This window comes from Candidatus Poribacteria bacterium (genome assembly GCA_021295715.1).
Taxonomy (GTDB): domain Bacteria; phylum Poribacteria; class WGA-4E; order WGA-4E; family WGA-3G; genus WGA-3G.
The window spans coordinates 1-25,588 of sequence record JAGWBV010000043.1 but is presented as its reverse complement, the minus strand read 5'-3'; the positions used below and the strand labels follow the sequence as shown (position 1 = coordinate 25,588).

Below are 25,588 nucleotides of genomic sequence, written 5' to 3'. Positions count from 1 at the left end.
TCGAACTGATAGAAGGCGGGACGTATTCTCAATACATTGCCGAGGAGCAGGAGAAAGCGGCTACTGAAGCGCAACGCGACATCGTCCAAAGATTGCTTGCCCGACTGCGGGAAAGTGAACGCACTGTCGTCACACTTCACTACTTCGGAGAAATGACATGTGAAGAGATTAGTCAGTTTTTAGGTGTGTCCGCGAGTACCGTTAAGAGCCGGCTCCGTCGCGCGAGACTCCGCTTAAAGAAGGCGGAACCCATGATCCAAGAGGCGTTGGAGGGTTTCCAAATTAGGGCGAATCTCACCGAGAAAATCATGCAAGAGATTTCCCGTATTCAACCGGCTCCACCACCCAGTGGTAAGCCTTTCGTGCCGTGGGCAATTGCCGCTTCAAGCCTTATTCTTGTTGTGATGGCACTTGGAGCAAGCAATCAGTATTTAACACGTTTCCAACAGCCTTACAATTTCGATGCCCCATCGGAAATGACGGTAGAACTTATTGACACACCTATTACCTTGAATATCGCGTCAAAACCGGATGTGCGGACCCAAGCTGGTAAATCTACGACACCGAGTAAAGGTGGTGGATTTGTGCCGAATGCAGATCAATCGGAATACAGACCGAGGTTCCTCTCCGCGCAAGCAAAAAGCGTCGTGCTCAACGAAGCAGACCCTTCACAAGATGTTTTGAGCATCTTCCAGACACCAGAAGCGGGTTATCAAGACTACACCGTTGTTGAAATTGACACGACTGCGTTTAAAGATGGCGGTATGCTCACAATTGATCTCTGGATTGGGAGTGCAGAGGGTGCTGGTGCCTTCATTCTGTTTACAAGCGATAGTGAAGGCCCAACAGGTGGTAATTGTACCCGGTAAGTCTGGAAGGATCACGCACCGTTTTGATAAAGGCACACATTTTAAGTTAGGGGCTACCGGTAATTTGTTCAGCGGGGAAGGGAAAGTCAACTCTTTTGTCGCGAAAATCTCTATAGACCCACGTTGAGATAATGTAGTACACAGATTCATAGTGAACCGCCACAACCTCTGCTGAGCCAGTAGTCTTTTCATTCCGCCGTTTCTCCCCGCTTATTTTACAAAAGGTAAACCCACCAACACGTATCAGTAGAATCACTTACACACTCTGAATTGCAGATATATTTTTGCATTTTTTCTGGATTTATGCAATCCTTTCATCAGCAATTTGCGTCACTTAACAATTAAAGTCTTCATTGACAAACGGCGGAATTTATCAAACAAATGGGATAAGTGAACCAAAAACAGGACATAGTGCCACGAGTCCTACATTCCTAAGGAGAAAGCAATGTTAAAGAGATGTTTACCCTTATACTCCACTGTGTTGATACTTCTGATGAGCCTTCAATTTGCCACTTTCAATGTGGTAGAAGCCGCGCAAGATTCATCTAAGGGGTCCGAACAAACATCTGTAGATACACCTTCTCAACAATCTGAAAGGGCACCAGTTATTGTTTCAGAAGATAGTGTTCTGAACCTAATTCCTGAAGAAACATTAGGTGTTATCTACTGTCCGAGTCTGTTGGAATTGGATAACAGAATTAATATAATAGCAACTGAGCTTTCCCCTCAAACCGAGGTTCCCGACGTATCTATGCAGATTTTGAAGAGTATTTTCGGAGACGAGTTTGAAAGTTTAGCCGATTTTGAAGAAATCGGGTTGGATTTGAACCGAGATTTCGCGGTCTTCATTACCAGTTTGCAGCCACTGCACCTCTCGGCACTCGGGCATCTAACACACCCTTCGGCAATGAAACAGATGATTGAAGCCGAGGGCGGCACACCCACAGAATATAAAGGCGTAACCTATTGGAATGCTACAGAAGGTAATCAGAGTTTCGCTATTTTGGAGAATACTTTCGCTTTTTCAATGCCTATGGGGTTTTGTGAGAACGTTATTGACACCTATAACGGGGCGGGTCAAACTATCACGCAGAACCCAAATTATGCTACTTTTCTTACAGATGTTTTGGGAGGTGACGATCAGGTAGGAGTTTGCGTTGATGTTGAAGCTATTATTGCTACCTTCGACGGTCTGCCTGAAGAAGAATTGGAATCAATAGTAAATGCTCTCCAAGATGGGGATCCGATATCCAAATCAATTGCATCCTTCCTTGAAGAAATACCCGGAGAGGAAATAGGAGGCATTGAGCAGTTGCGATCAATAAACGTCCGGCTTGAGGTAGAGGGAACCGGTGTGCAGATTAAACCGTCCGTGCAATTCAGAAGTGATAGCGAATTTCTGAAAGTCTTGGAAGAAAGGTCTGGTGAATTAACCTTCCTCAATGAACTCCCGAATCGCGCAGCTATGAATGGTGCCGTTCAAGGTTGCCCACAGTTGCTGGTTGAGCTGAGCAGACTCTGGTTAGATACTTTTCCCAAAACGCCAGAACAACAAGCACAGCAAGATTTACTCCTCAAACAGGTGAAAGATTTTCATGAATCTCTTGCAGATCGATGGAGTGTTTCTTACGGTTTTGAGGATACGCATCTACCGGCTTATCTGTTCATTTATGAATTGAAAGATGAACAAGCTGCCAAGGTCTATATGGATGAGGTATTTCTGGAACACCTCAAGAGTCAAGACGTTCATGTGGGTAAGTCAATAATGCACAACCGAGTTGAGATTAAAAGTTACATCTTTCCTGATCTCAAGGTGGCACTTCCAGAGGAATTACCAGAAGAAGTCTCTGATTTTGTGCCTACCAAATGGCATTGGTATTATGCATTTACGGAGGGGCAGCTCCTTTTCGCAACGGGTACGGGTCCAGAAGCGATTCAAATGGCACTTGATAGGAAGGCGGGAAACGAGGCGAAATTTCCTGAGCATCCGAGTTATCAGAAACTCGTTGAAAAATTAGGGACTGACAGCAACATTTTCTGTGCAATGTCCCCAGCTATCGCTGCTAAAAACTCTCTGCCGATATTGAGAAGGGTGGATCCGGATAACGCAGCAGCGCTCCAATTAGTTGCGGGGATATTCATGAGCCTGCCAGAGAATTATAGTATCGGTTTTTCCGCCAAAAGACGGGACAGGAACATCAGTGCGAAACTGTTCATTGACCTCGGGGACTTCAAGCAGCTTATACAAATGATGTCAATGATGACGCAAATGCAGCAGAGGCAATAAACCCGTTTCTGGCTCATCGGATGACATTAGAGCTCAGCACTGACTGTCATTTCCAGACGGTGTTCGGGTTTCCGTTGCTTTGTGGAGAGCAGGCGGTAATTGAGTCGAAACAGGAGATCGGTGAACTTTCGTAATCTGTAATCTGCGGTTGTGCGGACTTCGTGGCTAATGCCTTCGTAGAAAGTATATTGCGCAAAGGGTATACCACCGGTACTCTCACCATAACCGAGTTTATAGTTGACATCAATGCGTCCCTTGCCGATGAGACTATATGTGATGCGATTTTCATAAAAGAAGGTTCGCGTCCTGGCTTCGGGCTCCTCATCGAGTTGCTCCTCGTCAATTGTCCGGTTATATCCGCCGATACCGCTCCAGCGCAGAGAACTATTCAGTTCATACCGGAGGCTTAATTCAGTTGTCTGCTCAAATTGGCGTAGGTCTGAAATAGGGGTTGATGGAAGTTCTCCCTTGTCCGGCATAACCGCTGTTTCCTGCGCGAGTTCTTCCAACTGAAATTGCCTGTATTTCTCGGTCTCTCGGCGTTGTTCCCAGTTCACACCGAGGGACATGCGTTGCGTTGAGTTCACGGAGAGACCAACATCATAAGTTCGGTGTCGTCTGTGACGTTCTTGGTTATTAATCCGCCGATTGAGTGTCTCACCAGCACGCAGATTAAACTCGAAACTGAATGCTGGTGAGGGCGAGAATTCAAACCGATGGTGCTGGTTCAATCGTCCAAAAAGCGTTTCTGAGCCTTGTAGACTTTGGAGCAGATAGAGCGATACGGCATCCTCGACCTCCTGCTCTTCGGTCAACCACAACCGCGTTTGTCCCCTGAGAGCATTTAGGAACCATTCTAAACGAGATTTTTTAATTTCACCTTGCAGATAACTCTCGCGGCTTGGAACTTTGGCGGTTTTTGTTTTCGAGTCGCCCTCCACTCCGTTACGGGCTTGTGGATTTACGGATTCTTGATCCATAGATGGCGACCGAGTTGGACGCAAACTGTCACGCTTCAACATTGACTCGCGTTGCTGTTGTTGTCTTGCTCTGGCACGCCGTGCGAAAAACTGGCGGGGTTGAAAACGGACTCGGAATTCTGCATCTACTGCCGTTGTGGGTTTATCCCCTACATTTTGATAGATTTTGATGTAGGTGCCTTCTTCGGGATCCTCTACGTAGTGCAGATCGTCTAACTTCACGTAGTATCCTTCGCCGGGTTGGAGCAGAACACCGGTGTGTGGGTGAATGTCGGTATAGATCTCGCGGCGTTGACTCGTCAGTTTTTTATCTAATTCATAAGCGATTTCTATATCAATCGCCCGACTGAGTGGTGTGAGTTGGAGATTGACATCGGCAAGTTGTGTTGTTGTATCTGCCCCGAGATCGGTGTGTGCTTTCAGCATCCGACGCGCAATGTTTGCGGTCAGATTCACACCTCCGTTGAGAAAGGATTGTTGTTGTGAAAGGATACCGACCTTCCAAGTGCGTGCTGTGGTGTTCCGCTGCCAATCCGACAAACCGATAGGGTCGTCATCGACAGTAAGCAACGGTTCCTTCGCAAAAGCCTCCTCAAGCTCATAACTGGTGTTCAAAGATACCCATTTGAAATCAGCGAGATCAACACGTCCTGTTGCGCGGTTTCGCTTTCGGTTGAGCATAGCATTACGCGCCTCGTTTGACTCGACTCTTCCGAGTGTTCCCAAAATTCTGAAGGGACCGAGCGGATACGACAGATTACCTTCTTGACGAGCCTTCTGTAGTGATTGTGCCCTTGTTGCATCTGCGCCCTCTGTCCGGGAACTACTACGGTAGTCATCCCAACGGAGATTCGGCAATCTCTTCAGGAGCTGCGCTCCTGTAGAGATGCTTTGTCGGGAATCGGAGTGTTTTTGCTTCGGTGTTTCCGCTCCTCCTACCGGATTCCTTTCCTGTCCAACTATAGGCAGTCGGGAATCGGGGTTCCCTCCCACAGATGTGAAGGTTGGGCTTACCCGGCCACTGCCTGAACGTCGATTGAAATTGACACCCCAGTTGAAATTGTTGCGGATAGTTGCGTTTGCAGTTGGTAAAATCGCTGCTTCATCTGTGGTCGCGGTTGCTTCCTGAACGGTTTCTTTGCGTTCTGGGTCTCTCTCTTCGCTCCTACCGACTCCCGCGTCGACCTCTAACCAATCTGTTGGAATCATTCGAAGGTCGAAGTTCATGGTTCTCTCGTCTTGGGAAATTCGTGGACTACCTGCAGTGTTGAGCAGGAATGCATCATCAAAACCCTCTTTGGCGTATTGTGTTTCATAACGAGAGCGGGACCGGTTGCCGCTTGAGGCACCGACAGGTACGAAGTCGGCATCCATTGACCGTATGTCAAGGTTTGTGGTCAGTTTCGGACGCAGTTGGTCGGTCCATGTCGCAAAGTCCCAGTCAGCATAACCCATCAGTTTCCACGCCCGACTCACTTCCTTCCGATCGACAGTAGAGTAGGTATTTTTATCAAGATTACTATAGGCGAGTTCGCCTTGAATCCACGCCTGTTCTGTAATGTTCAGACGACTCTCCAGTCCCCATACAGTAAGTTTTTGTGGGGGTATGAGAGGAGATTCGTTCTCCTTCGGATTAAGGATGTTTTGGCGAAGTGCCTCGAGTTCTACATTTTCAAACTTGATTAGCGTCTGTTCAGGTTGATTCAAATCTGCCTCAACAGCGTAGGACGCTCCGACAGTTAATCGTTCACCCGGCAGTGTGAAGATACTACTGAGTCCGTAAAGATTCTGTTGATACGCCCGATCTTCTGGGATGTATTCAAAATCGATCCGAATCACATCGTTGCTCGTTATGAGATGTTTGCTGTTAAATTCGACGATTGGGTCTCCATATTCACGGATAATGTAATCGTTGTTTTCGCCGCGCCGCATCCTTTCACCGTTCAGCCAGACGATTTCACTGCCCGCTTTCACAATGACGTATTGTCCATCAACTGTGAGCCGATATTCACTGCGTCCTTCCTCACCGCGCAGGACTAAACTTGTAGACTGCCCCTTTGGAATGGCAGTCGGAATGAAATGAAAGTCCACCCACTTGAAATCGCCTTCAACCTGCACACCTTCTAATGCCCGTGGAAAGAAAATGAACTCCGATGCCCCGAGCGACCCTTCAAAGTCTCCTAAGGTTCCCCGCATGTTCGGATGCGTAATACGAATCAATTTCTGATCGATGTCTTGAATATTTTCGGTTGTACCTTCGGGTTGGATAGGCAGATCCTGATCGGATAGGAGCGCCAAGACGGTTATATTTTCAGAGGCTTTACCTCCTACATTGACGCGGAGCTCTTGATTCGGGGACACGCCACGCCCACTTCCAACTGAAACACCGAATGTCTGACTGCCAGACACTTCTAACTGGCTATCAGCAGGCTGCACTCGACTTTCATCAAAGAGGTTTTCAGGTGGAGTGCCCTCGTCTTGCTGATTGTCAACCGCTGATTCCTGAGCACTGATTTCTGCTCCGTAAAGGTCGCGTTTATAGACCTGTTTAATGGCAAATGGTAGCGTCCGGTAGGTTATCTTAAGTTTGGACGGTTTATCTGTAGGTGGATCGGCAGTTGCGGGTTTATCTAAAGTAATTGTACCCAAATAGAAATCAATCTGATAGTCTATACCTCGCACGAGCACTTTTCCATTTGCGTCGGTTACCTGTTCGCTGTTTGGAAGGATTGGTGGATACTTCACCGTAAAGTCTTGCGCTTCTGCTTTCAGTTCAAAGGACTCTGTTTTCTGAAGGACGGAAAAGGTGGGAAGTTCAAGAATATTGGCTTCGTCGTTAGGAAGGAAACCCGCAAACAAAAACACTGTACTACCGGGACGCGGTAGCATACACAAACAGAAAGAAACAAGAACAGCCATCAGCCTTCGGCTTTCGGCTTTCAGCAAGAGATGTCTGATGTGCATCGGAACGCTCTTCACGCAAGCCGCGTGTGGAAGACCTGCGGGACAATGCCGATAGCTGATAGCCGACGGCTATTTTTTACGAAAAACTTGGAACACCTTTATGTCATTCGCTTCGGCATCACTCACAAAGACACGTCCGGTTTTCGAGACAGCGATGCCCACGGGTTCCTGAAGCGCGGGGGCACTGAATTCTGTGATGCTTCTACCATCAGGTGCAAACACTTGAACACGCCGGTTGCCGCTGTCAGTTACATAGAGATAATTCCATTCGTCTAAGGTGATACACTTCGGTTCCCGCAGTTGTCCAAGTGCGTCGCCTTCGCCACCCCACCTGTCAATTGGGTTACCGCTGAAGTCGTATTTTTTTATGAGATGATTGCCAGTATCAACGATGTAAACATTTCCGTGGGCATCAACATCGAGATCTATTGGGTTCCAGAGTTGTTCACTGCCGCTCCCGAAACTTCCTCGCGTCACAACTGGCACACCTGCGACATTGAATTCAATCCAGCGGTGATTGCCTGTGTCAACGACATAAACTTCACCATTTCGTCCGATACCGATCCCTTCGGGACGGTCAAGGAGGACATCATCTGCGCGCTCACTGAGTGAATAAAAGATACGGTCAACGAGATTGCAGTATTGCACCCGATTGTTGCCCGTGTCAGCTACATAGAGCCGGTACCTTCTTTGAAAACTCAACGCTACATCTGTGGGGTGATCGAACTCTCCTGTCTGCCATCCACGACTTCCGAATTCTATGATATAATTTCCAGCATCGTCAAGCACTTGCACCCGGTTGTTCCCGGCATCGGCGACGTAGATTCTGCCTTCCTCATCTACTGTAAGCCCCAATGGGGTCCGAAATTCGCCTGCTCCCTGCCCGGTCCTACCGAGCGTTTCAATGTAACGAATACCCAATATAAGGGGAGCCTGCCGTTCACGGTTCGAGGGGAGTATTTCGATCGGCTGCGCGATTTCGCCTTCGGGTAGGGTGCAACTCAAACAGAACACAAGGAGGAGCAGGCAAAGGCAGCCTGTAAAATGTTCTAAAGTCCGTAAAGTGAGGCATTGAAACTTTCGTACACTTTGAAATTTCCCAACTTTAGCACACTTCGCAACTTTTTCTCGGAATTTCCGCTTCGTGTATGGGTATTTAACCCCGCTGCACTTTAAATTTGAAAACGAAAGTTGATTGCTGTTCATTGAAATCACTCGTGACTCTTGGCACAATAATTCGCAAGCTGCTATATTTAATACTCCGCTTACGGAAATAGAGGAAGAACCTCGCGTATTGTCCGGGCATCACGGTTGTTTTCTCAAGGTCTTCTCTGGGGAGTACTGCTGGCCCGCCTTGTATTCTAATAGTCTTATCCCATCGGAACACTTCTGCACCGAATTCGGGGGGCAGTTTCGGTCTGAAGTTCTTTTTCAGATAAAAGGATTCCTGTGATTTATCGATCGGCTTCGTAACGTTTCCAGTGCCATCAAGCATCTGGCAATCCTTTTTTTTGAAGGAGATCCAGTGGTCGGTTCCATTGTAGATAAAGATACCAAATGCATCAACCGCCTTTACATCGTTGAGTGGCACTGCCATTGCTTTGACGCCCTTTTTGACATAACCAACAGTGCCCGTCTGGGGCATGATATGCGCATCTGGGTCAAACACAGGGACAATCATTTCTGGCTGGAAGGTATCTTTGAGAAAATCTGGAACCTCTGGGACCTTCGAGCAGCTCAAGGGGATGAGTGATAAACAGAGTACTACTAAAATTTTTAAGATAGATACCCGAAACAAGTTTACGGTTTTCGCGTTCTCTCGATTCTCATGCTGAGGATTAAAAGTTCGTAATAGATGTATCTTATTTTTCATTGTGATCTCCGTGGCATTTTGTAGGAGGCGTTTATAACTCCGAATCCCTCGTGCTACAATGCTGGCTTCTCACTTTCAAGGGCGAGCATCGCAGCACCCACAATGCCTGCCTCGTTTCCCAGATGTGCCTTTATGATCTTCATCCGCGCTGGAATATCCATAGCACGTTTGGAAAGTTCAGCACGGATGGGCTCAAAGAGAAGTTTTTCACCAGCTTCCGCTATACCGCCCCCGATAATTGCGATTTGTGGGTTGAGAATGTGCGCTATTGAGGTGAGGGCAATGCCTATATATCGCCCTGTTTCAGCGAAAATCTCCATTGCGACTTTGTCCCCTGCCTGTGCCGCCTCGGCTATTTGCCGTGGTGTTAGTGCTATTTCATCTTTTACGGCTTTGGCTAAAATCGTAGATCGTCCTGCTTCTATTTTCTCCAGCGTCCTTTCGACGATGTTTTTCGCGCCAGCATACGCTTCAAGACAACCCTGATTCCCACACCCACAGTAACGTCCATCGGGTTCGACGACAGTATGTCCAAGTTCCCCCGCAGTATTCTGACTTCCATGGTAAACCTGTCCGTCAATCACAACGCCCCCGCCTACGCCCGTGCCGAGTGTTAATGCAACGACGTTTTTGTATCCAACACCAGCACCGTGACGAAACTCACCGAGTGTCATCGCATTCACATCGTTGTCCATACCTTTTAATATAAGTTTGTACTTCCTGTGCGAACCTATAGAGACTTGCGGGACAATACTATGGGTTTGTGAGTTATCATTTGCAGTTGCCATCGGAAGGTTTAATTTCGCCAGTTCAGCGTTTACATAATCGACGAGTGGAATATCACGCCAACCCGGAAAATTAGGTGAAAAGTGAATAACACCCGTTTCCGCGATGATAAGACCGGGTGCCCCCAGCCCAATCCAAATCTCGCTTTCAATGGCTTTCGGTTTTCGGCTTTCAGCGGTCAGCACCGACTGCTGACCCTCCTCCTTTTTAGGGTTGATGGCTTTTACAAGCACTTGACGAACGGCTTCCGCAATTCGAGCCGCTACTACTTTGGGGCCTCCTACTTCAACATCCGTAGGGAGCACTACACGGCAAGAAATATCACCTGTTAATGAGACCAACCCAGCCTTAATGTCCGTTCCGCCAAGATCGACGCCAATGCTATATTCCATATTTTTAATTTAACACCAAGCGTGTCATTAGAATCTCTCAGCAGTGTACCGGTGTTTTGTTGAACCCGCACTGCGCCGTTGTTGCAGTGCTACACGGCTTGGCTTACCTTTTTTACGTAACTAAAATTTGTAAAACCAAGGGCATAGCTCGTAATGTAATGGAGAGCGGATATACGGAAAGGCACTTCATTTTCCAAACCCACCTGACCGAACCGCAAGGTATAATTAAAAAAAGAAAACTTGTGCGCCGTCACTGACATTACAGATATAAATTTCAGGTTCAATACCGGTGTGTTTGTGGTACTCCGTCGTCACGAGCGTTTGGAACGTATCTAAAACGTCTTTATGAACGATGTTAACCGTGCATCCACCAAAACCCGCACCTGTCATTCGACTTCCGACCACGCCTGTGATGCTGCGGGCAATGTCGGTAAGCACATCTAATTCACTACAACTGACTTCGTAATCATCCCGGAGTCCGTTGTGTGACGCGTTCATCAACCTACCAAATTGTATGAGCGATTTGTCTGTTTCTTCTGCAGTTTGTAGGGATCGCGTTTTCAGCACAGCAACCGCGTCTAAAACACGGGTGTTCTCTTCGATCACATACCGACATCTCTTTTGTGTTAACACCGGAAGTTCTTCTTCATGTTTTTTGAAATCCGTTAGTGTAATATCGCGGAGCGAAGAGATACCGGGCAACCATTTTTTAAGGATTGCAACGCCTCTCTCACATTCCGCGCGGCGTTTATTGTATTCAGAAGCGGCAAGTTCGCGTTTCACCCTTGTGTTACAAATAGCAATACAGTGCGTTGCCAAGTTAAGTGGGACCTGTTCGTGTTCAAGCGAACGGCAGTCCAGAAACAGTGCCTGATTTTCCTGTCCGAGCAGCGAGATAGTTTGATCCATGATACCACAATTAACACCGACAAATTCGTGTTCTACCCGCTGACACAACGCAGCGAGCTCCTTATTATCAATCTCTGATTGTGGTACCCCTTCGGAAGTCTCAGATGGAGAACTGGCGGTTAAGAAAGTCAGTGCGGTTGAAACTGAAAGTGCAGCTGAAGAACTCAAACCAGCACCAATCGGCACGTCGCCTGTGATTACGGCATCTATCCCAGATACCTTTTTGCCTGATGTTTCTAAAAGAGACGCAACCCCGATGAGATAATGGCTCCATGCTGGTACATCCTGCTGAATAGAAGGGGATGTATCCAGAGAGAATTCGTAGGAATCGTTGACATCCAAGGCATGTAACCTGACCCATCCATCGGATCTCTTCCGTGCAGCGATGTTGATATATTTATCAATCGCCACTGGAAATACATAACCGTCATTGTAATCTGTATGCTCTCCGATGAGGTTCACTCTGCCGGGGGCTGATGCAACAAATGTGGATGCGCCACCGAAAATTTCTTTAAATTTCTGGTTGGCGAAGGAAATGCGCTTGTCTCTGTTTTCAGATTTTTTTAACAATTGGCTTTCTCTACAATTATTTTTCTGACAACTGACTGCTACCAAAGAATCTGAGAAATAATCCCAATGTCCTTGGCAGTTCCTCACGAGGGATATAACAATCGACGCTTATGTCAGGTTCAACGTCCTTTTCGGAGGGTGATGGCTGTGTCAGAAGTTGTTCTTCTGGGGCGTGCAGTGCAGGTTGTAAATTCGGTGATGCTGATTTTTTTCTAGGGACTTTGCCTTCTGCAATAACCAGTTCGCCGACCGGGAGATATGTCGCCAGTGGATATACTTCCGTTTCAGTTAAAACAGTTATATGCGGAAGTGGTGTACCCGCTAATTTCTCCATCTGCATTGTCAAGTAGGTGGTTTCCGCCAAAGCGGCTCGGGGTCCAGTCGGTTGACAAGCGACAATCGTAATCAATGGCATCTGTTTTTGTAAAGCACTTTCAATCGCTGTGAGAAAAAAGGAAGCATTCAGCTCCGCTGGGATCACATCTATGTCTGCGATGAACAGACAGGCTGGGTGTCCTGAAATGGTTCCTTCAGCAATAAGCCCGGATTCCTTAGCGAATATAGTTTCCGTTGTCGGTAAGTCATCAAGTAAATACTCAAGCCGTTTTTCAGCGAGGAGAGGGAACAGTGCGCCACAATATGAGCAGACATAAAGGTTGCGTTCAAGTTCGTTTTTGAAAGCGAATTCTTGGCATCCGGTGCATTTGTGCCATAGACTGACGTTTTCTTCAAGGTCTTGGGATATACGTGTTTCCATCTTTTTAAGTCCGTATGATTCCGGCTATCGCTTCTGCTTCCGTGTCATAGCAGTCAAAAATTGTCATCAATTTTGCCATGACAATAAGACTTCTGACGTTGCCGCCGAGATTCAAGAGGACTATGTTCCCTTCGTTGCGTAGGATGGCGGTATGAGAGGCGACAAGTACTCCTAAGCCGGAACTATCCATCATCTGGACCCGTTCCAGGTTCAAAATTAGATTGACTTTTTCCCCAGGCTCGCCTTCGCTATCAGCTATCTGAATCTGCTGATTAATGATGTCTTTGAGAGCTAAGGCATCTGCTCCAATAACTCTTCCCTCAATATCTAAAATTGTAATGCTACCTTTGTGTCGAAGGTTGACTTGCATAGAAATCCTTTAGTAATAAATAACCTTCAGCCGTCAGCCGTCGGAAACCATCAATGGAACGTCTGGCAGTTGCAAACATTCTTCCGTGCGACAAACGACGCTTTACTGATCGCTGATGGCTTCAATGATATTTGACCATTTTGATGATGGTCCCGTTATTTTCGTAGGTTACAGAATCCATGCAAGCTTCCATCAAAAATAAGCCTCTACCACTGCTTTTGAGCAAGTTTTCTGGGTCAAGCGGATCTGCGACCTCCTTACGTGTGAATCCATCGCCTTCGTCTTCGATGACGATTTCAAGTCTATCCTCGGCAAGCGTGAATTCGATGGTCGCTTTTTTAAATGGATTTTCTTTATTGCCGTGTTTGATAGCGTTTGTTCCCGCCTCAATGACGGCAAGGTTAATCTGCTCTTGGATGTCCTCCATGAAATCTGTTTCTTTCAGAATCTCAGTGACAACGACATCGAGTAGATAAACATGTTTCATCGAACTTGGGAGAGAAAGTCTAACAACCTGTCCAGTTCCAGTCTCCTTGGGTTCAGATTCCTCACCTTCGTCCTCAGTGGTAATGTTGAATTGGTTCTCAGCAAGAATCAGCTGAAAAGTCGTTTGTTTTTCCGGATCCTCTTTGTTGCTGTGTTTGGTCGCGTTTATACCCGCTTCAATGACAACATGGTTAACCTGCTCTTGGATGTCCTCCGTGAAATCTGTTTCTTTCAGAATCTCAGTGACAACGACATCGAGTAGATTGATATGTTGCATTGAACTTGGGAGAGAAAGCGTAATAACCTGTTCAGTTCTCTCGCCCACGTTTGAAACTCCTTCTCTTATAGTTTTCAGTTAGAAGAAGCAGATGTTGCTGAATGGAACTTCTTAACTGAAAACTGTTAACTGATACCTTTATTCGCATGCTCTGGTATCATTATGATTGATTATACCAAAAGTATATTATACGGGTTCGGCTATTGTCATAGCTGAACCCCTCCTAATTTAAATATTTCGCTTGATAACAATTAATGCCCTGTCGTCATGCGGACTCGTGCTTCCACTAAACAGTGTTAGATCGTTAACAACCGCATCACATAATTCTAATGCTGACAATCCGGCATTTTTGGAAATACAGTCGGCAAGTCTATCAGCACCATAGTGGCTATCAGTAATCAGCAATCGGCTATCAGCACAGAGGTTTTCTGATGAACCTACTGCCGCTTGCTGATTGCTGACCGCTGACTGCTGACCGCTCCTTTCAATGTTTTCCGTTTCCATTTCGGTAATACCATCCGTATAGAAAACGAGGATATCACCCGGAGATAGAGAACAGACGTCGCTTGAAAACCTCGCCTCCTCAAATGCGCCTATCAACATGCCCTCTGTCTTTAGGACCTCCATCTCGCCGGTATCCTTCCAGTGGAATGGATAACAGTGCCCTCCATTTGAATACATGAAGGTTGCATTTGCTACATCCAATATACCATAGACCATCGTTGCGAACAAATCTGCTTCAGTGTCACGGACGACTAAGTCATTAACCCGTTTGAGGATTGATGCGGGGGTATCTCCCTCATGACAGAGTAAGCGGAGTGCTGTCCGAATCATCACCATCAACAGTGCTGCTGGTATACCGTTGCCTTTTACATCACCGAGAACGAGTCCGATCTGTGTTTCACTCAACGGGATGAAGTCATAGAAATCACCGGAAACGGACGTTGAACTTTGGAGCAGTGTCGCGATATCAAATCCTTCAAGACTTGGTGCCTGTTCCGGTAACAATTTATTTTGAATAGCGGCAGCAGCTTGAAGATGTCCAGCGAGTTGTTGCAATCCTTCTTCGCTGAACTTGTCGCCCATCGCGTGCATTAACGGATTAATGTATTTGATGGGACGGGTTCTGCCTAAGACGGCTTCAACGCGTGCGGTTACCTCACGAAGGTCAAACGGTTTCGTAATATAATCGTCTGCGCCAGTATCCAAACCGAGAACTTTATCTTCTGTCTGTCCACGGGCAGTTACTAAAATGATCGGGACGTTTTTTGTATCTTCGATGTTTTTTAGTTCTTCAATGACCTCAAAGCCGCTTTTCTGTGGCATCATGACATCCAGAAGAATGAGATCCGGAGGGTTCGCACATGCGCTCTGCACCGCACTTTCACCATCGTTTGCTGTTCGGACGTTGTAACCTTCCGGTTCAAGATTCATTTTTAGCAATTCAAGGATGTCAAGATCGTCATCGACAATTAAAATCGTTTCAGCCATTTTTCCCTTTTTGCAACGGCATAAAAAACTGGAAGTTGCATCCGCAGCCGTTATCTCCGCTATCCACCCATAATCGTCCGCCGTGCGCTTCAACTATCCCAGCGGCAATCGAAAGTCCCAAACCAGTGCCACTTTGCGGTTTTCGTGCGCTGACACTTCCGAGTTGTCGGAATTTGTCAAACACCTTTTCTCTATCTTCAGGCAGAATTCCTGGACCCGTATCAATGACTTGAACATGGAACCCATCGGTTGCGCTCCCATTCTGCTGAGACTTCGATATCCTTACTGTCACCTTCCCGCTATTTGGCGTAAATTTGATGGCATTTCCGATGAGGTTAATAAAAATTTGCCCAATCCGGTCTGCATCCCCAACCATAGGTGGCAGATTCGGCTGCCCTTCAAAAAGCAGCAAGATGGCTTTCTGGTCTGCTTGTGGACGGAGCTCCTCGATTCGCCGTTTGGCGATTCTGTCTATCTGTACCCGCTCCTGTTTCATCTCGATGCGTCCTGCTTCAATTCGGGAGATGTCGAGTAGGTCGTTAATAAGAGCGGCAAGCCGTTTCGACTGGCGATGTGCTCGGCTCAAACTTTCATGCTGTTTCCGATTAATTTTACCAGTTTTTCCATCAAGTATTAGCGAAATAAATCCGATGATGGATGTCAGTGGTGTCCGCAATTCATGTGATACAAGTGAAACGAACTCCGACTTCATTTTTTCTATTGCGTGTTCATTGGTAATGTCATCAAAGACATAAACGGTGCCAACAATGTTATTATGTTCATCGGAAAAATTGCTTGCTATGATGCGAAGTACTCGAGAATTTTGACTATCAACTCGTGACTTGTTAGATAGCGTCGAAGACGAGTTGAGAGTCAAGCTGTCCTGTCGATTGCCATCAATATTCACTTCGACGACGAATGCGCTTGTGGCATTCGTAAAGACTGTTGGGTGTTGTGCCACTTCACGCCGAGAGGAGGACAGTATTTTCATATCAACAGTTCTTTTGTCGGTTTCTGTGTTCCCTCCGCTTTCCAATGTTTTTGTCCAGCAGATTGTACTGTTCGTTGTATCAACAGCGATAAAATTTTCGGAGTCAGCGGTATTCGCTAAATTCAGTAAACGTTCGGCTACAGGATTGACGTAGATCACACGCCCCGTAGGTTCAACAACAATCAAACCTTCACCGAGATTGTCCACAATAGCCGTGAGTTTTTTCTCTTCCTGTGTTAATCGATCGACGGCATTTTTCAGGTTTCGACGCATCTCATTGAATTCTTCAGCAAGCACACCCACTTCATCATCACTATCAACCGTGATTTCGCTATCAAATTCACCTTGTCCGATGCTCCGCGCTGCTTCTGCGACCTTCAATATCGGTGTGGCAATACGCTGGGCAGCCCACCAAGCAATTAATATAACGATACAACTTGACCCGATGGTAACATAAAAAATATACCTATTCAGTCTGCCAACGCCAGCGTAAGCCGATGAGATGGGACGCGAAGCAAAGACTATCCAGTTGCTAAAGTTTTGTTGGACCTTCCACGGCTCCATACTTGAGAGTGTTTTTGATTGGGTGTTTCCCCGCGTTCGCGCCCAACCATAGATGCGAGGTTCACCGAAAGTGTCTGTCTCACCATCGGGTTCATAGTCATAGTAATTCCCATTAATGCCTTTTTTCGCTTCAATAATTGCCTCCTCTGCGGCATTGCTCATCTCAATGTAACTATCTATTCGATACTCGCTTTGGGGTGAAGCTACAATGATTTTACCAGATGAACTCGTTAGAATCGTATATGTTTCTGCCAATTCCGGCAGCGATTGAACCAAACTGGTAAGCTCAGGCAAAAATAGAAATGTTCTTAGTACGCCGACCGTGTTATTTTTTTTCTGCGTACCGGAGCCTGTGGTAGAGGCACGTATTGGCAGTGCAATTGGCAGAAAATGTACACCTCGCACTTCATCATAGACGACATCCCCCACAAATGGATAACCTATGCCGTTGTTATAGGCTCTTTTCCACCAGTCCCTATCCTGCACTCGATGTGGGAACATTTTCGTCGTGTCATAATCCAACTGTTGATTGTTTGAGCGTAAAACGTACCCGAATGCATTTGTGATGGTTACTTCAGTTTTGTAGCCTGCATATGTCTCAAGCAGGCGAATACTGTCCTCCAATCGTGCCCATACACTGAGAAATACGCTCTGTTTATCGTTAGCAGTGTTTGAATAGACAACTGCTGCTTGGATGTTTGGAAGCTCGGCTTGAATTTTTTCGATTTTTTCAGAGATAGCATTGTCCGCTCGTGCCAGTTTTTCTTGTGCCAGAAGAACAAGATTTTCGCCAACAGACTCCTTCAGAGCGTTTTCGCCTAAAAATTTGATGGTTAAGGCAATAGCAAACAACGGCATCAGAGAGACTAAGAGAAATAAAACCACCTGCTGACCACGTAGCCCCACTTTAAACTGGGAACGTTTTTTTAATTTACCTTGCGGTTCTTTAATTATTCCTTGCGGTTCGGTCATGTGGGTTTGATGCATAAAGTGTCTTTCCGTATATCTAGGGGAAACGCCCAAGCAATACGCAGAAATACCCTATCAAAAACACCCTGCACCGCTGTTGCAGGCTACGCGCTCGTTTAAAGAGCGCATAGTCCGTAATGTAATGGAGGGGTTTTTGCTTGGGCGTTTCTTCAGATTTGAGGAACACACGTCAAAGTCCAAACGCACGTCGTTACTCCGAAGGTATAATTAAAAGGCATTGCACGCGCCTTCCTCCGTATCATAAATCTCAATGACGGTGTTGAGTTTCGTTACCTCCAAAACTTCTCTAACGGCTTTTTGAGGGCTGAGTAACACTAACTTTCCACCCGATTGCTGACAGGACTTCAAAGTGACCACAATTGCCCCTAACGCGCTGCTATCAATCAAGGGTACATTCATTAAATTAACCACCAATTTATCGTGTCCAGTTTGAAGTTGTTCGCTCATTTCTTTACGGAACGTGTCAGATGCAGTTCCAAGAATTTTTCCATCTATATGAAGGATGGAAATATTTTGCTTCCCAATTGTTGTCTCAAAATTCATAGGTCTTTTCCTTAGTATTTCTATTTAGGCGTTGTATTTTTGGAACCTCGCCTAATCTGCTACAGCATAAGCCACCTTACGACGATGCGCTTAGTTTGTAGCGTGCGAAGACTACGCGGGGCACTAACTTGTCATTATTGTAGATTGCCGCGGTGTATCACAACATAATTTCGATTAAATTTTGGATTTTTTAAGACAGTTTCGACAATTCCGCCGAGTGCCTCAAGACACGCCGAACTATTGCTAATCTCGTTCTCAATAGTTTCATCGCCGGACTTATAAGCCACCCACTTTCCTGTCAGTTTCAGGAGCGGTATGCAGTACGCCGCCGAGTCTCGAATCGGTGCGACGTAACGGGTGAAAACCCAATCGTATGCGCCAATGTGTTTCTGCTGTTGCGCACAAATTTCCGCACGTTCTGCAAGTATTTTAACGTCTCCGCTCTGATGCGCGTTTACCGACTGATGCCGATTCAATTGGGCGACTATAAATTTTAGGAAACTCACCTTCTTTTTCGATGATTCAATCAGTGTTAACCGGATATCAGGCATGTAGATTTTTAATACGATTCCCGGAAATCCGGCACCCGTCCCAATATCAACCACAGAATCACCACTTCTCAATGAGATATGCTCCAAGACACTTAGCGAATCCAGGAAATGTTTATGAACAATCTCATCGTCATCTGTGATCGCAGTCAGGTTAATGCGTTCATTCCACCGTAGTAATTCAGTGCGATATAGATTGAATTGTGTCACCTGACGTTCAGTTAAGGGAAATCCGTAATGATTGAACGTCTCTTTTAAGTCGTGCTCGTACCTCACCAATTGCGATGCCTCATATTGGCTATCGGAAACCATCAGTCCTCGGCTTTCAGTAAAGAGGTTTTTGGGTGCCCGCTCCGCCTCTTGCTAACTGCGCCGCAAGCCGCGTGTGGGAGACCTGCGGGACAATGCTGACCGCTGTTTTACGTTCTGTTGATGAAGAATGACCGTCAAGATCGATATGTCCGCTGGCGATACACCAGGTAAGCGTGATGCTTGTCCGATGGAGGCGGGCCGGATCCTTGCCAACTTCTCACGCGCTTCTGTCTTTAACCCCTGAACGTTGGTATAGTCGAATGCATCGGGGATTCGGAAATTTTCCAATTTTTTGAATTGATGAATCTGTCTTTGTTGTCTTTGAATATATCCGTCATACTTTATCTGGATTTCCACCTGTTCAGTCACAGCGGGAGACAGGTTTTCAGAGGGAGGCACGATCTTAGTTATCTGTTCATAATGCAGTTCCGGGCGTTTCAACAGTTCTGCCAAAGATGTAGGTTGCTTCAATTCACCCGTCTCAAGAATAGTCGCCAAACTATCCAGAGTCGCAGGTGTCGGTTTGAGAAGAGTCTCCTGTAAACGTCCCAATTCTGTTTCAATAGCGGCAGCCTTCTTTTCGAACTGGTGATACCTGTTATCATCAACGAGACCGATCTGCCTACCAATTTCGGTAAGCCGCAAATCTGCGTTGTCCTCTCGCAGTGCTAACCTGTATTCGGCACGCGATGTGAACATCCGGTAGGGTTCTCGGATGTCCAAGGTAACCAAATCGTCAATAAGTACTGCTATGTAAGCTTGGGATCTGTCGAGGACAAGAGCGTTTTCACCTTTTACCTTTAAAGCGGCGTTAATCCCTGCCATAAGCCCCTGTGCAGCGGCTTCCTCGTAGCCCGTAGTTCCATTGAGTTGTCCGGCGAAATAGAGCCTTGGCACCTGCTTTGTCTCAAGCGTTGGCTGCAGTTGCGTTGCCGGCGCGAAATCATATTCAACAGCGTATCCGAAGCGCATAATCTCAGCACGCTCTAAGCCTTTGATGCTATGAACCATCTCTACCTGTACATCTTCAGGTAGGCTCGCAGAAACACCGTTGAGGTAGATTTCGTCGGTATCTCGTCCCTCAGGTTCCACAAAGACTTGATGTTCCGTCTTCTCTGCAAAACGGACAACCTTATCCTCGATTGACGGGCAGTAACGGGGACCGATGCCGACAATCCGACCGCTGTACATCGCGGATCGGTGGAGGTTCTCACGGATCACGTTGTGTGTTTGCGGATTCGTGTAAGTCAGGTAACACGGGAGTTGAGGTTGTGTAATCCGTTCAGTTAAAAATGAGAATGGAAGAGGATCGTCATCACCCGGCTGAATTTCCATTTCGCTGAAATTAACCGTTTGAGCGTTGACACGTGGCGGAGTGCCAGTTTTGAGCCGACCAATCTCAAACCCAAGACTTAAAAAACTGTCTGAGAGTTTCTCTGCGGAAGACTCGCCCGCTCTACCTGCGCTATATGATACATCACCGATATGGATTGTGCCTTTCAGGAAAGTGCCTGTCGTCAGAATCACAGTCTCTCCGAAATAAGCGGTTTTTGTCTGGCTCAGGATTCCAATGCATCGACCATTTTCGACGAGTAGTTCCTCAACTAACACTTGTTTGATGTCGAGCCGTTCCTGTGCTTCAAGGACCCGTTTCATCTCATCTTGATATGCCTTTTTATCGGCTTGTGCGCGGCTTGATCGAACTGCGGGTCCCTTTTTGGTATTTAAACGGCGGAATTGGATTCCGGTCTTGTCAATGTTTTTTGCCATCTCACCGCCGAGCGCGTCTATCTCCTTAACGAGATGCCCTTTAGCAAGCCCTCCAATAGCAGGATTGCAAGACATTTTCGCTATGGTGTCGAGATTGATAGTGACGATGAGTGTTTCGCAGCCCATGCGTGCGGCAGCAAGTGCGGCTTCACAACCCGCGTGCCCTGCTCCGACTACGATAACATCATATTTTTTTTGATACGTATTCATTTTTTACTGTTTGTCGGAAACCATCGGTTATCAGCAACCGGCAAAGAGATCTTCGTTTAACAACCCCTCTTGCTGACAACTGATGGCTGATGGCTCATTAGAGTCCATCGTAAATGATACTGATAACAAGTGTTGCGACAATTTCAAGGCTCTTTGGACTGCATTTATCGACTGTATCTTCTACTGTATGCCAATAGGGGTAAGTAAAGTCGATAATATTTACCATTGGAATGCCCACCTCGATTAACGGGACGTGATCGTCCAAGATCGCGTCCCCTAAACGGGATTGAAACGGCACTAAACCGAGCGTTGCTGCGCGATGCCAGATTGACTCTGCGAAGCCCCGATTTGCATTCCAAGAATAGCGTTCAATCGGAAGTGCCAAATCCTTGTCTCCGATCATGTCCAACAGAATTCCATAGTCCGGTCTCCATTTTCCCAAATTTCGAGCGAAAAACCGAGAGCCGATAAACATATCCTCAACTGATCTACCGTAATCCTCGCCGTCGAAAAGAACGATAACAACTCTGCGTGGTGGCGGGTGTTCCTTGAGCACTCTTGCGATTTCGAGGAGTACAGCAACACCGGAGGCACCATCGTTAGCACCGAGGATCGGTTTATCCCGATTTTCTATCTTCGGGTCCCGGTCAGCGAAAGGACGGGTATCCCAATGTGCTGCGAGCAAAAGTGTCTCACCACCAGCTGGCGGTCCAAATTCTGCCAAGATATTATTTAGATGAAGCGTGGTCTCCGTTTTTGTCTGATACTGATGGGGTTGAAGGGCCACGCTGTTTGCATATTTCTGAAGTTCTGTGAATAGAAAATCCCGCGTTTCGCGATGTGCAACCGAACCGGGGGGACGCGGTCCGAAAGCACATTGTTTCTCTAACATGTCAAAGGCGCGCTGTGCGTCAAAAGCAGCGTTCGCTTCGCGCGCCGTACTGACGCGATCGCGAGTCGAGTTTCTTTGTCCTATATTTCGGTTGTCTGAATCTGGCTCCGCACATGCGACACCAAATACACCGCAATATAGACTAACTAAAAGTGCGACGAGCCACTGCTTTTCCATCTAAGCTTTCCGTCTGCCTTCAAGTGCTTTTGCGAGTGTTACCTCATCAATGTACTCCAAATCGCCTCCAACGGGAATACCGTAAGCAATTCGAGTGACAGCGACTTCAAAAGTTTCCAAATGTTGTGTAAGGTAGAGTGCTGTTGCTTGTCCTTCCGTTGTCCAATTGGTAGCAAGGATCACTTCGCGGACGGGTTCTCCGTCTACAGTGGCGTCCCGAATTCGTTGAAAAAGGGTATTGATTCCGAGTTCGTCGGGACCCGTCCCATCCAATGGTGAAAGAACTCCACCCAGTACGTGATAGAGTCCCTTATAACCGTTGGTTCTTTCAATTGCCCAAAGATCATCAGATTCTTCTACGACGCAAATTACCTGCCGATCACGGCGCGGATTTGTACAGATATAGCACGGATTTGTGTCTGTAATAGTGCCACATATATCGCAGTAGGATAGGTGTTGTTTTACCTGTGCGATGGCTTCAGCAATTTGGGCAGTCTCAGGATCAGGTAACTTTAGCATAAAAAATGCCAAGCGTTGCGCTGTCTTCTGACCGATCGTTGGCAGCTTTTGGAGCTCTGTAATGAGCTTCGCCAGCGGTTTCGGGTATTCTTGCATTTTTCTAATTATGGTCTAACTCTCATTGCTCCACTAAGCTCCGCAATGGTTTCTCTAATAACTATACACGACAAAGGATTTGAGCGTTCTTGGCAAGCCCATCTGAAGCGTAATGAAAGGCAGTCAGAGGGTCCACTCACCTATAGTAAAGTTTAGAATTAATTGAACACTCCACACTGGTGCAGTTGGGAAACCACACCTACCGCGGGAGAGGCGAATGTCCATTTATTTTTTGGATTTACTATAAAAAACTACGGGAGTCCTGGGATTTTAATGCCACCGGTCAATTTGCTCATTTCTGCCGACATCATTTCTTGCGATTGTTGCAAAGCTTCATTGACTGCAGCCACGATAAGGTCTTCAAGCATTTCTGTATCTTCCGGGTCAACAACCTCCGGTGTGATCCGGAGTGATACGATTTCCTGCTGTCCATTAACAACAGCGGTTACCATGCCACCACCGACGGTTGCTTCAACGGTGCGATTTGCGAGTTCCTCTCGAATTTCAAGCATTCGCTTTTGCATCTGCTGTGCTTGTTTCATCAAGTCGTTCATCTTCATATTTTTAATTTTCCTTGCGGTTCGATAGAGTGGGTTAGAACATTCATCATTATCTCCGTAGAGTCAAAAACGCCCAAGCAAAACCCTTCCATTTCATTTCAGGCTTGGTTTCTTGTCTTATAAAAAAAAAAGAGGTTTTGACAATCCTAACACCTCCTTACTCACCTTCAAAAAGGAGCGGTCATTGGGTTTCGACAACTGTTGCTTCAAAAAGATCAAGAGCGGTTTTAAGTTGTGGATCATCTTGGGCTTCAACTCTACGCATAAGTGGTGTTTTTCGTTCTTCTTGTTCTGGTTCATCCTCGGACACCACCGATTCTGACACTATATCCGAAGCAACCAATTCGATTTTCACAGGTTTGCCGATTTCCTGTTTTATGATATCGGCTACAGTGTTTTTGTCTGCTTCCGTTATCATAAAAACGTTGGAGGGTGAACAGGCAATTTCGATTGTGTTTGTGCCGTTCACAGTAGGGACAGATCCCTCTGGTAATGCATGTATGAATTTCATAGGGAGTTTTGATTTTACTTCATTCCAAAATGAAGGGAGGTCGGCAAGGTCTCTAATCCCGCGTGAAACATTAGGATGACTGTCAGGGCGTTCACTTCGCCCACTGTCAGTTGGCAGGTCGCTCCGCTCTCGGTGATCGGCAGGCGCATTGATAACTTCGGAATGCTCAGCAGTAAGAACCGAATCACGTGTATCGCGATGGGGTGCTTCGGTTGACTGTTGACTATTGGCTGTCATTCCGCTAACGGGCGATTGAGGACGGGTGATTACTGACGGGTGATTACTGACGGCTGAAAGTCCTGCTGAATCGAATTTTTGCTCTAATGCCGATAATTTACCGATTATTTCCTCAAGAGGTATGCCCTCTTCAAGCGAGTTGAGTTGGATGAGTGCCGTCTCTAATTGAAGTTGTGGATAACCATACTGTTTGATGTCTTGATTGGTGTGCATCAAAATTTTGATAATCCGTGACAACCTGCCCACCGACATCTGTTCTGCCTGCTGCTTGAGTATCGCGATATCTGACTTGGGACTCTGAACCTGTTCACTGAGGCTATTGTCGATTGCTAAAAGCCGTAAATCCCGGAAATAACCGATCAGTTGATCCAAGCATTGCGACAAGTCTGTGCCTTGCTTTGTCAGGTTATTTAGAGTTTTCAGCCCCTTTGCGAGATCTCGTTGCGAAATTGCTTCCCTAAGTGCTTGAAGGAGGGAGCTGGAACCAAGCCCGATGCTCTGTTCAACGGCTTCGATTGTTAAATCTTTTCCAGCAGCGGAGACGAGTTCCAATAGGTTTTCTGCATCGCGCAGACACCCCTCGGATTGACGGGTAATAAGTGCGAGTACGTCCAGATCCGCTGAAATACCTTCCTCTTGGGCAATTAACTGCAAGCGTTCGATTATCTTTTCATCTTCAAGGTATCGAAAATCGAAATCTTGACAGCGAGAACTGATTGTCTTCGGGATTTTGGCATGCTCCGTTGTCGCCATGATAAATATGACATGGGGAGGTGGCTCTTCAAGGGTTTTGAGTAAGGCGTTAAATGCCTCCGTTGAGAGCATGTGTGCTTCATCTATGATGTAAATTTTGTAGGGACAGGTCGCTGGCGAGAGTTTGACATTTTCACGAAGGTCTCGAATCGTATCAATACCGCGATTGGAGGCGGCATCCATCTCAATTACGTCGAAGGATCTATCGTGCGCAATTTCGTTGCAAAATTCGCATTGATTGCAAGGCTCTGCTGTTTTAATAGCGTCAAATTCGGTTTCTTGAATACGGTTGGGACAATTGACGGCTTTGGCAAGGATACGGGCGACTGTGGTTTTACCAGTGCCGCGCGGTCCCCAAAAAAGGTAAGCATGCCCGATACGTTCGGAGAGGATCTGATTTTTTAGCGTCGTGGTAATGTGCTCTTGTCCGACAACATCGCTAAAGTTTTGGGGACGCCATTTCTGAGCGAGAACCTCGTAAGACATCAGGCAATCCTTTTTATAGTTTTCAGCTGTCGGTCATCGGCAGTCGGTTAAGAGCCGCCTTTGTAACAATGTGCCGAAATGTGGCATACGCCAAGAAGTACGGAATTGTTACATCAAGATCTCTTTAACTGAAAACTGATAACCGACTGCTGACAACCCTTAACAAAGATGACTATGCACCCAGGGTTGACAAGCTTCTCCAGGCGTTACCCGCGTCGTTAGCTCAGGTCAGGCACCCTTGCGTCACACGCGCAACTCATCTACCGCTGCTTCCTTCCGGACCTGACGGGGTTCAACAAGCGCCCGTTGCTCAAGACCCAACCATCAACACCACGTGCGAGGGACAGGCCCCACAGAAACATGCCGCATACTGGGGATTCAGTTCTGCTTTAGCGGATTGCAGATACAGGGCACCGCT

The 25,588-nt window shown here is 46.7% G+C and carries 19 protein-coding genes and 1 other RNA gene; 2 read left to right on the top strand and 18 right to left on the bottom strand.

Annotated elements, in window-relative coordinates; genetic code table 11:
- The coding region (locus tag J4G07_12260; protein MCE2414769.1) for a sigma-70 family RNA polymerase sigma factor at positions 1–869 on the top strand (869 nt) is incomplete at its 5' end.
- Between the two features lie 445 nt (positions 870–1,314).
- Positions 1,315–3,156, top strand: a complete 1,842-nt coding sequence (locus tag J4G07_12255; GenBank protein MCE2414768.1) for a hypothetical protein — start codon at positions 1,315–1,317, stop codon at positions 3,154–3,156.
- 26 nt (positions 3,157–3,182) lie between these two features.
- Here J4G07_12255 and J4G07_12250 read toward each other — a convergent pair whose 3' ends face one another.
- From J4G07_12250 to ffs, 18 genes are all read right to left on the bottom strand, one after another.
- Entirely contained in the window at positions 3,183–7,100 is a 3,918-nt protein-coding gene (locus J4G07_12250) for a hypothetical protein (GenBank protein MCE2414767.1), read from the bottom strand.
- A 69-nt stretch (positions 7,101–7,169) separates the two neighbouring features.
- Complete coding sequence (locus J4G07_12245) at positions 7,170–8,105, bottom strand: NHL repeat-containing protein (protein MCE2414766.1); 936 nt, start codon at positions 8,103–8,105, stop codon at positions 7,170–7,172.
- Positions 8,106–8,256: 151 nt separating this feature from the next.
- Positions 8,257–8,973, bottom strand: a complete 717-nt coding sequence (locus J4G07_12240; GenBank protein ID MCE2414765.1) for a hypothetical protein — start codon at positions 8,971–8,973, stop codon at positions 8,257–8,259.
- A gap of 53 nt (positions 8,974–9,026) precedes the next feature.
- Positions 9,027–10,151: an ROK family protein gene (locus J4G07_12235; GenBank protein ID MCE2414764.1), complete on the bottom strand. Its 1,125-nt coding sequence runs from the start codon at positions 10,149–10,151 to the stop codon at positions 9,027–9,029.
- A 225-nt stretch (positions 10,152–10,376) separates the two neighbouring features.
- Positions 10,377–11,630 (bottom strand): galactokinase, encoded by a 1,254-nt coding sequence (galK, locus tag J4G07_12230; GenBank protein MCE2414763.1) that lies wholly within the window; start codon positions 11,628–11,630, stop codon positions 10,377–10,379.
- Between the two features lie 16 nt (positions 11,631–11,646).
- A complete protein-coding gene (locus tag J4G07_12225) occupies positions 11,647–12,387 on the bottom strand; it encodes a hypothetical protein (protein MCE2414762.1) in 741 nt (246 codons plus the stop codon).
- A 4-nt stretch (positions 12,388–12,391) separates the two neighbouring features.
- Positions 12,392–12,757, bottom strand: a complete 366-nt coding sequence (locus tag J4G07_12220; GenBank protein MCE2414761.1) for an STAS domain-containing protein — start codon at positions 12,755–12,757, stop codon at positions 12,392–12,394.
- Positions 12,758–12,878: 121 nt separating this feature from the next.
- Complete coding sequence (locus J4G07_12215; protein ID MCE2414760.1) at positions 12,879–13,568, bottom strand: ATP-binding protein; 690 nt, start codon at positions 13,566–13,568, stop codon at positions 12,879–12,881.
- A 180-nt stretch (positions 13,569–13,748) separates the two neighbouring features.
- Positions 13,749–15,011 carry a SpoIIE family protein phosphatase gene (locus J4G07_12210; protein ID MCE2414759.1) on the bottom strand — a complete coding sequence of 421 codons (1,263 nt, stop codon included), beginning with the start codon at positions 15,009–15,011 and terminating at the stop codon, positions 13,749–13,751.
- Positions 15,004–17,553, bottom strand: coding sequence for a HAMP domain-containing protein (locus J4G07_12205; GenBank protein MCE2414758.1), 2,550 nt, complete (start codon positions 17,551–17,553; stop codon positions 15,004–15,006). The genes J4G07_12210 and J4G07_12205 overlap by 8 nt, the downstream gene beginning before the upstream one ends.
- 210 nt (positions 17,554–17,763) lie before the next feature.
- Positions 17,764–18,099 (bottom strand): STAS domain-containing protein, encoded by a 336-nt coding sequence (locus J4G07_12200; GenBank protein ID MCE2414757.1) that lies wholly within the window; start codon positions 18,097–18,099, stop codon positions 17,764–17,766.
- A gap of 134 nt (positions 18,100–18,233) precedes the next feature.
- Positions 18,234–18,959, bottom strand: a complete 726-nt coding sequence (gene rsmG, locus J4G07_12195; protein ID MCE2414756.1) for a 16S rRNA (guanine(527)-N(7))-methyltransferase RsmG — start codon at positions 18,957–18,959, stop codon at positions 18,234–18,236.
- A 51-nt stretch (positions 18,960–19,010) separates the two neighbouring features.
- Positions 19,011–20,939: a tRNA uridine-5-carboxymethylaminomethyl(34) synthesis enzyme MnmG gene (mnmG, locus tag J4G07_12190; protein MCE2414755.1), complete on the bottom strand. Its 1,929-nt coding sequence runs from the start codon at positions 20,937–20,939 to the stop codon at positions 19,011–19,013.
- A 97-nt stretch (positions 20,940–21,036) separates the two neighbouring features.
- Positions 21,037–22,008, bottom strand: coding sequence for a M28 family peptidase (locus tag J4G07_12185; protein MCE2414754.1), 972 nt, complete (start codon positions 22,006–22,008; stop codon positions 21,037–21,039).
- Positions 22,009–22,623, bottom strand: a complete 615-nt coding sequence (gene recR, locus J4G07_12180) for a recombination mediator RecR (GenBank protein MCE2414753.1) — start codon at positions 22,621–22,623, stop codon at positions 22,009–22,011.
- Positions 22,624–22,874: 251 nt separating this feature from the next.
- Complete coding sequence (locus J4G07_12175) at positions 22,875–23,183, bottom strand: YbaB/EbfC family nucleoid-associated protein (protein ID MCE2414752.1); 309 nt, start codon at positions 23,181–23,183, stop codon at positions 22,875–22,877.
- 181 nt (positions 23,184–23,364) lie between these two features.
- Positions 23,365–25,170 carry a DNA polymerase III subunit gamma/tau gene (gene dnaX / locus J4G07_12170; GenBank protein MCE2414751.1) on the bottom strand — a complete coding sequence of 602 codons (1,806 nt, stop codon included), beginning with the start codon at positions 25,168–25,170 and terminating at the stop codon, positions 23,365–23,367.
- A gap of 172 nt (positions 25,171–25,342) precedes the next feature.
- Positions 25,343–25,588: signal recognition particle sRNA large type (gene ffs / locus J4G07_12165), an RNA gene on the bottom strand; the annotation flags it as partial.

Excerpts from the sequence above, each read along its gene's own strand:
- J4G07_12255 (MCE2414768.1), top strand. The coding sequence starts at position 1,315 with ATGTTAAAGAGATGTTTACCCTTATACTCCACTGTGTTGATACTTCTG.
- J4G07_12250 (MCE2414767.1), bottom strand. The coding sequence starts at position 7,100 with ATGCACATCAGACATCTCTTGCTGAAAGCCGAAAGCCGAAGGCTGATG.
- J4G07_12240 (MCE2414765.1), bottom strand. The coding sequence starts at position 8,973 with ATGAAAAATAAGATACATCTATTACGAACTTTTAATCCTCAGCATGAG.
- J4G07_12235 (MCE2414764.1), bottom strand. The coding sequence starts at position 10,151 with ATGGAATATAGCATTGGCGTCGATCTTGGCGGAACGGACATTAAGGCT.
- J4G07_12225 (MCE2414762.1), bottom strand. The coding sequence starts at position 12,387 with ATGGAAACACGTATATCCCAAGACCTTGAAGAAAACGTCAGTCTATGG.
- J4G07_12220 (MCE2414761.1), bottom strand. The coding sequence starts at position 12,757 with ATGCAAGTCAACCTTCGACACAAAGGTAGCATTACAATTTTAGATATT.
- J4G07_12210 (MCE2414759.1), bottom strand. The coding sequence starts at position 15,011 with ATGGCTGAAACGATTTTAATTGTCGATGACGATCTTGACATCCTTGAA.
- J4G07_12205 (MCE2414758.1), bottom strand. The coding sequence starts at position 17,553 with ATGCATCAAACCCACATGACCGAACCGCAAGGAATAATTAAAGAACCG.
- J4G07_12200 (MCE2414757.1), bottom strand. The coding sequence starts at position 18,099 with ATGAATTTTGAGACAACAATTGGGAAGCAAAATATTTCCATCCTTCAT.
- rsmG (MCE2414756.1), bottom strand. The coding sequence starts at position 18,959 with ATGGTTTCCGATAGCCAATATGAGGCATCGCAATTGGTGAGGTACGAG.
- mnmG (MCE2414755.1), bottom strand. The coding sequence starts at position 20,939 with ATGAATACGTATCAAAAAAAATATGATGTTATCGTAGTCGGAGCAGGG.
- J4G07_12185 (MCE2414754.1), bottom strand. The coding sequence starts at position 22,008 with ATGGAAAAGCAGTGGCTCGTCGCACTTTTAGTTAGTCTATATTGCGGT.
- recR (MCE2414753.1), bottom strand. The coding sequence starts at position 22,623 with ATGCAAGAATACCCGAAACCGCTGGCGAAGCTCATTACAGAGCTCCAA.
- J4G07_12175 (MCE2414752.1), bottom strand. The coding sequence starts at position 23,183 with ATGAAGATGAACGACTTGATGAAACAAGCACAGCAGATGCAAAAGCGA.
- dnaX (MCE2414751.1), bottom strand. The coding sequence starts at position 25,170 with ATGTCTTACGAGGTTCTCGCTCAGAAATGGCGTCCCCAAAACTTTAGC.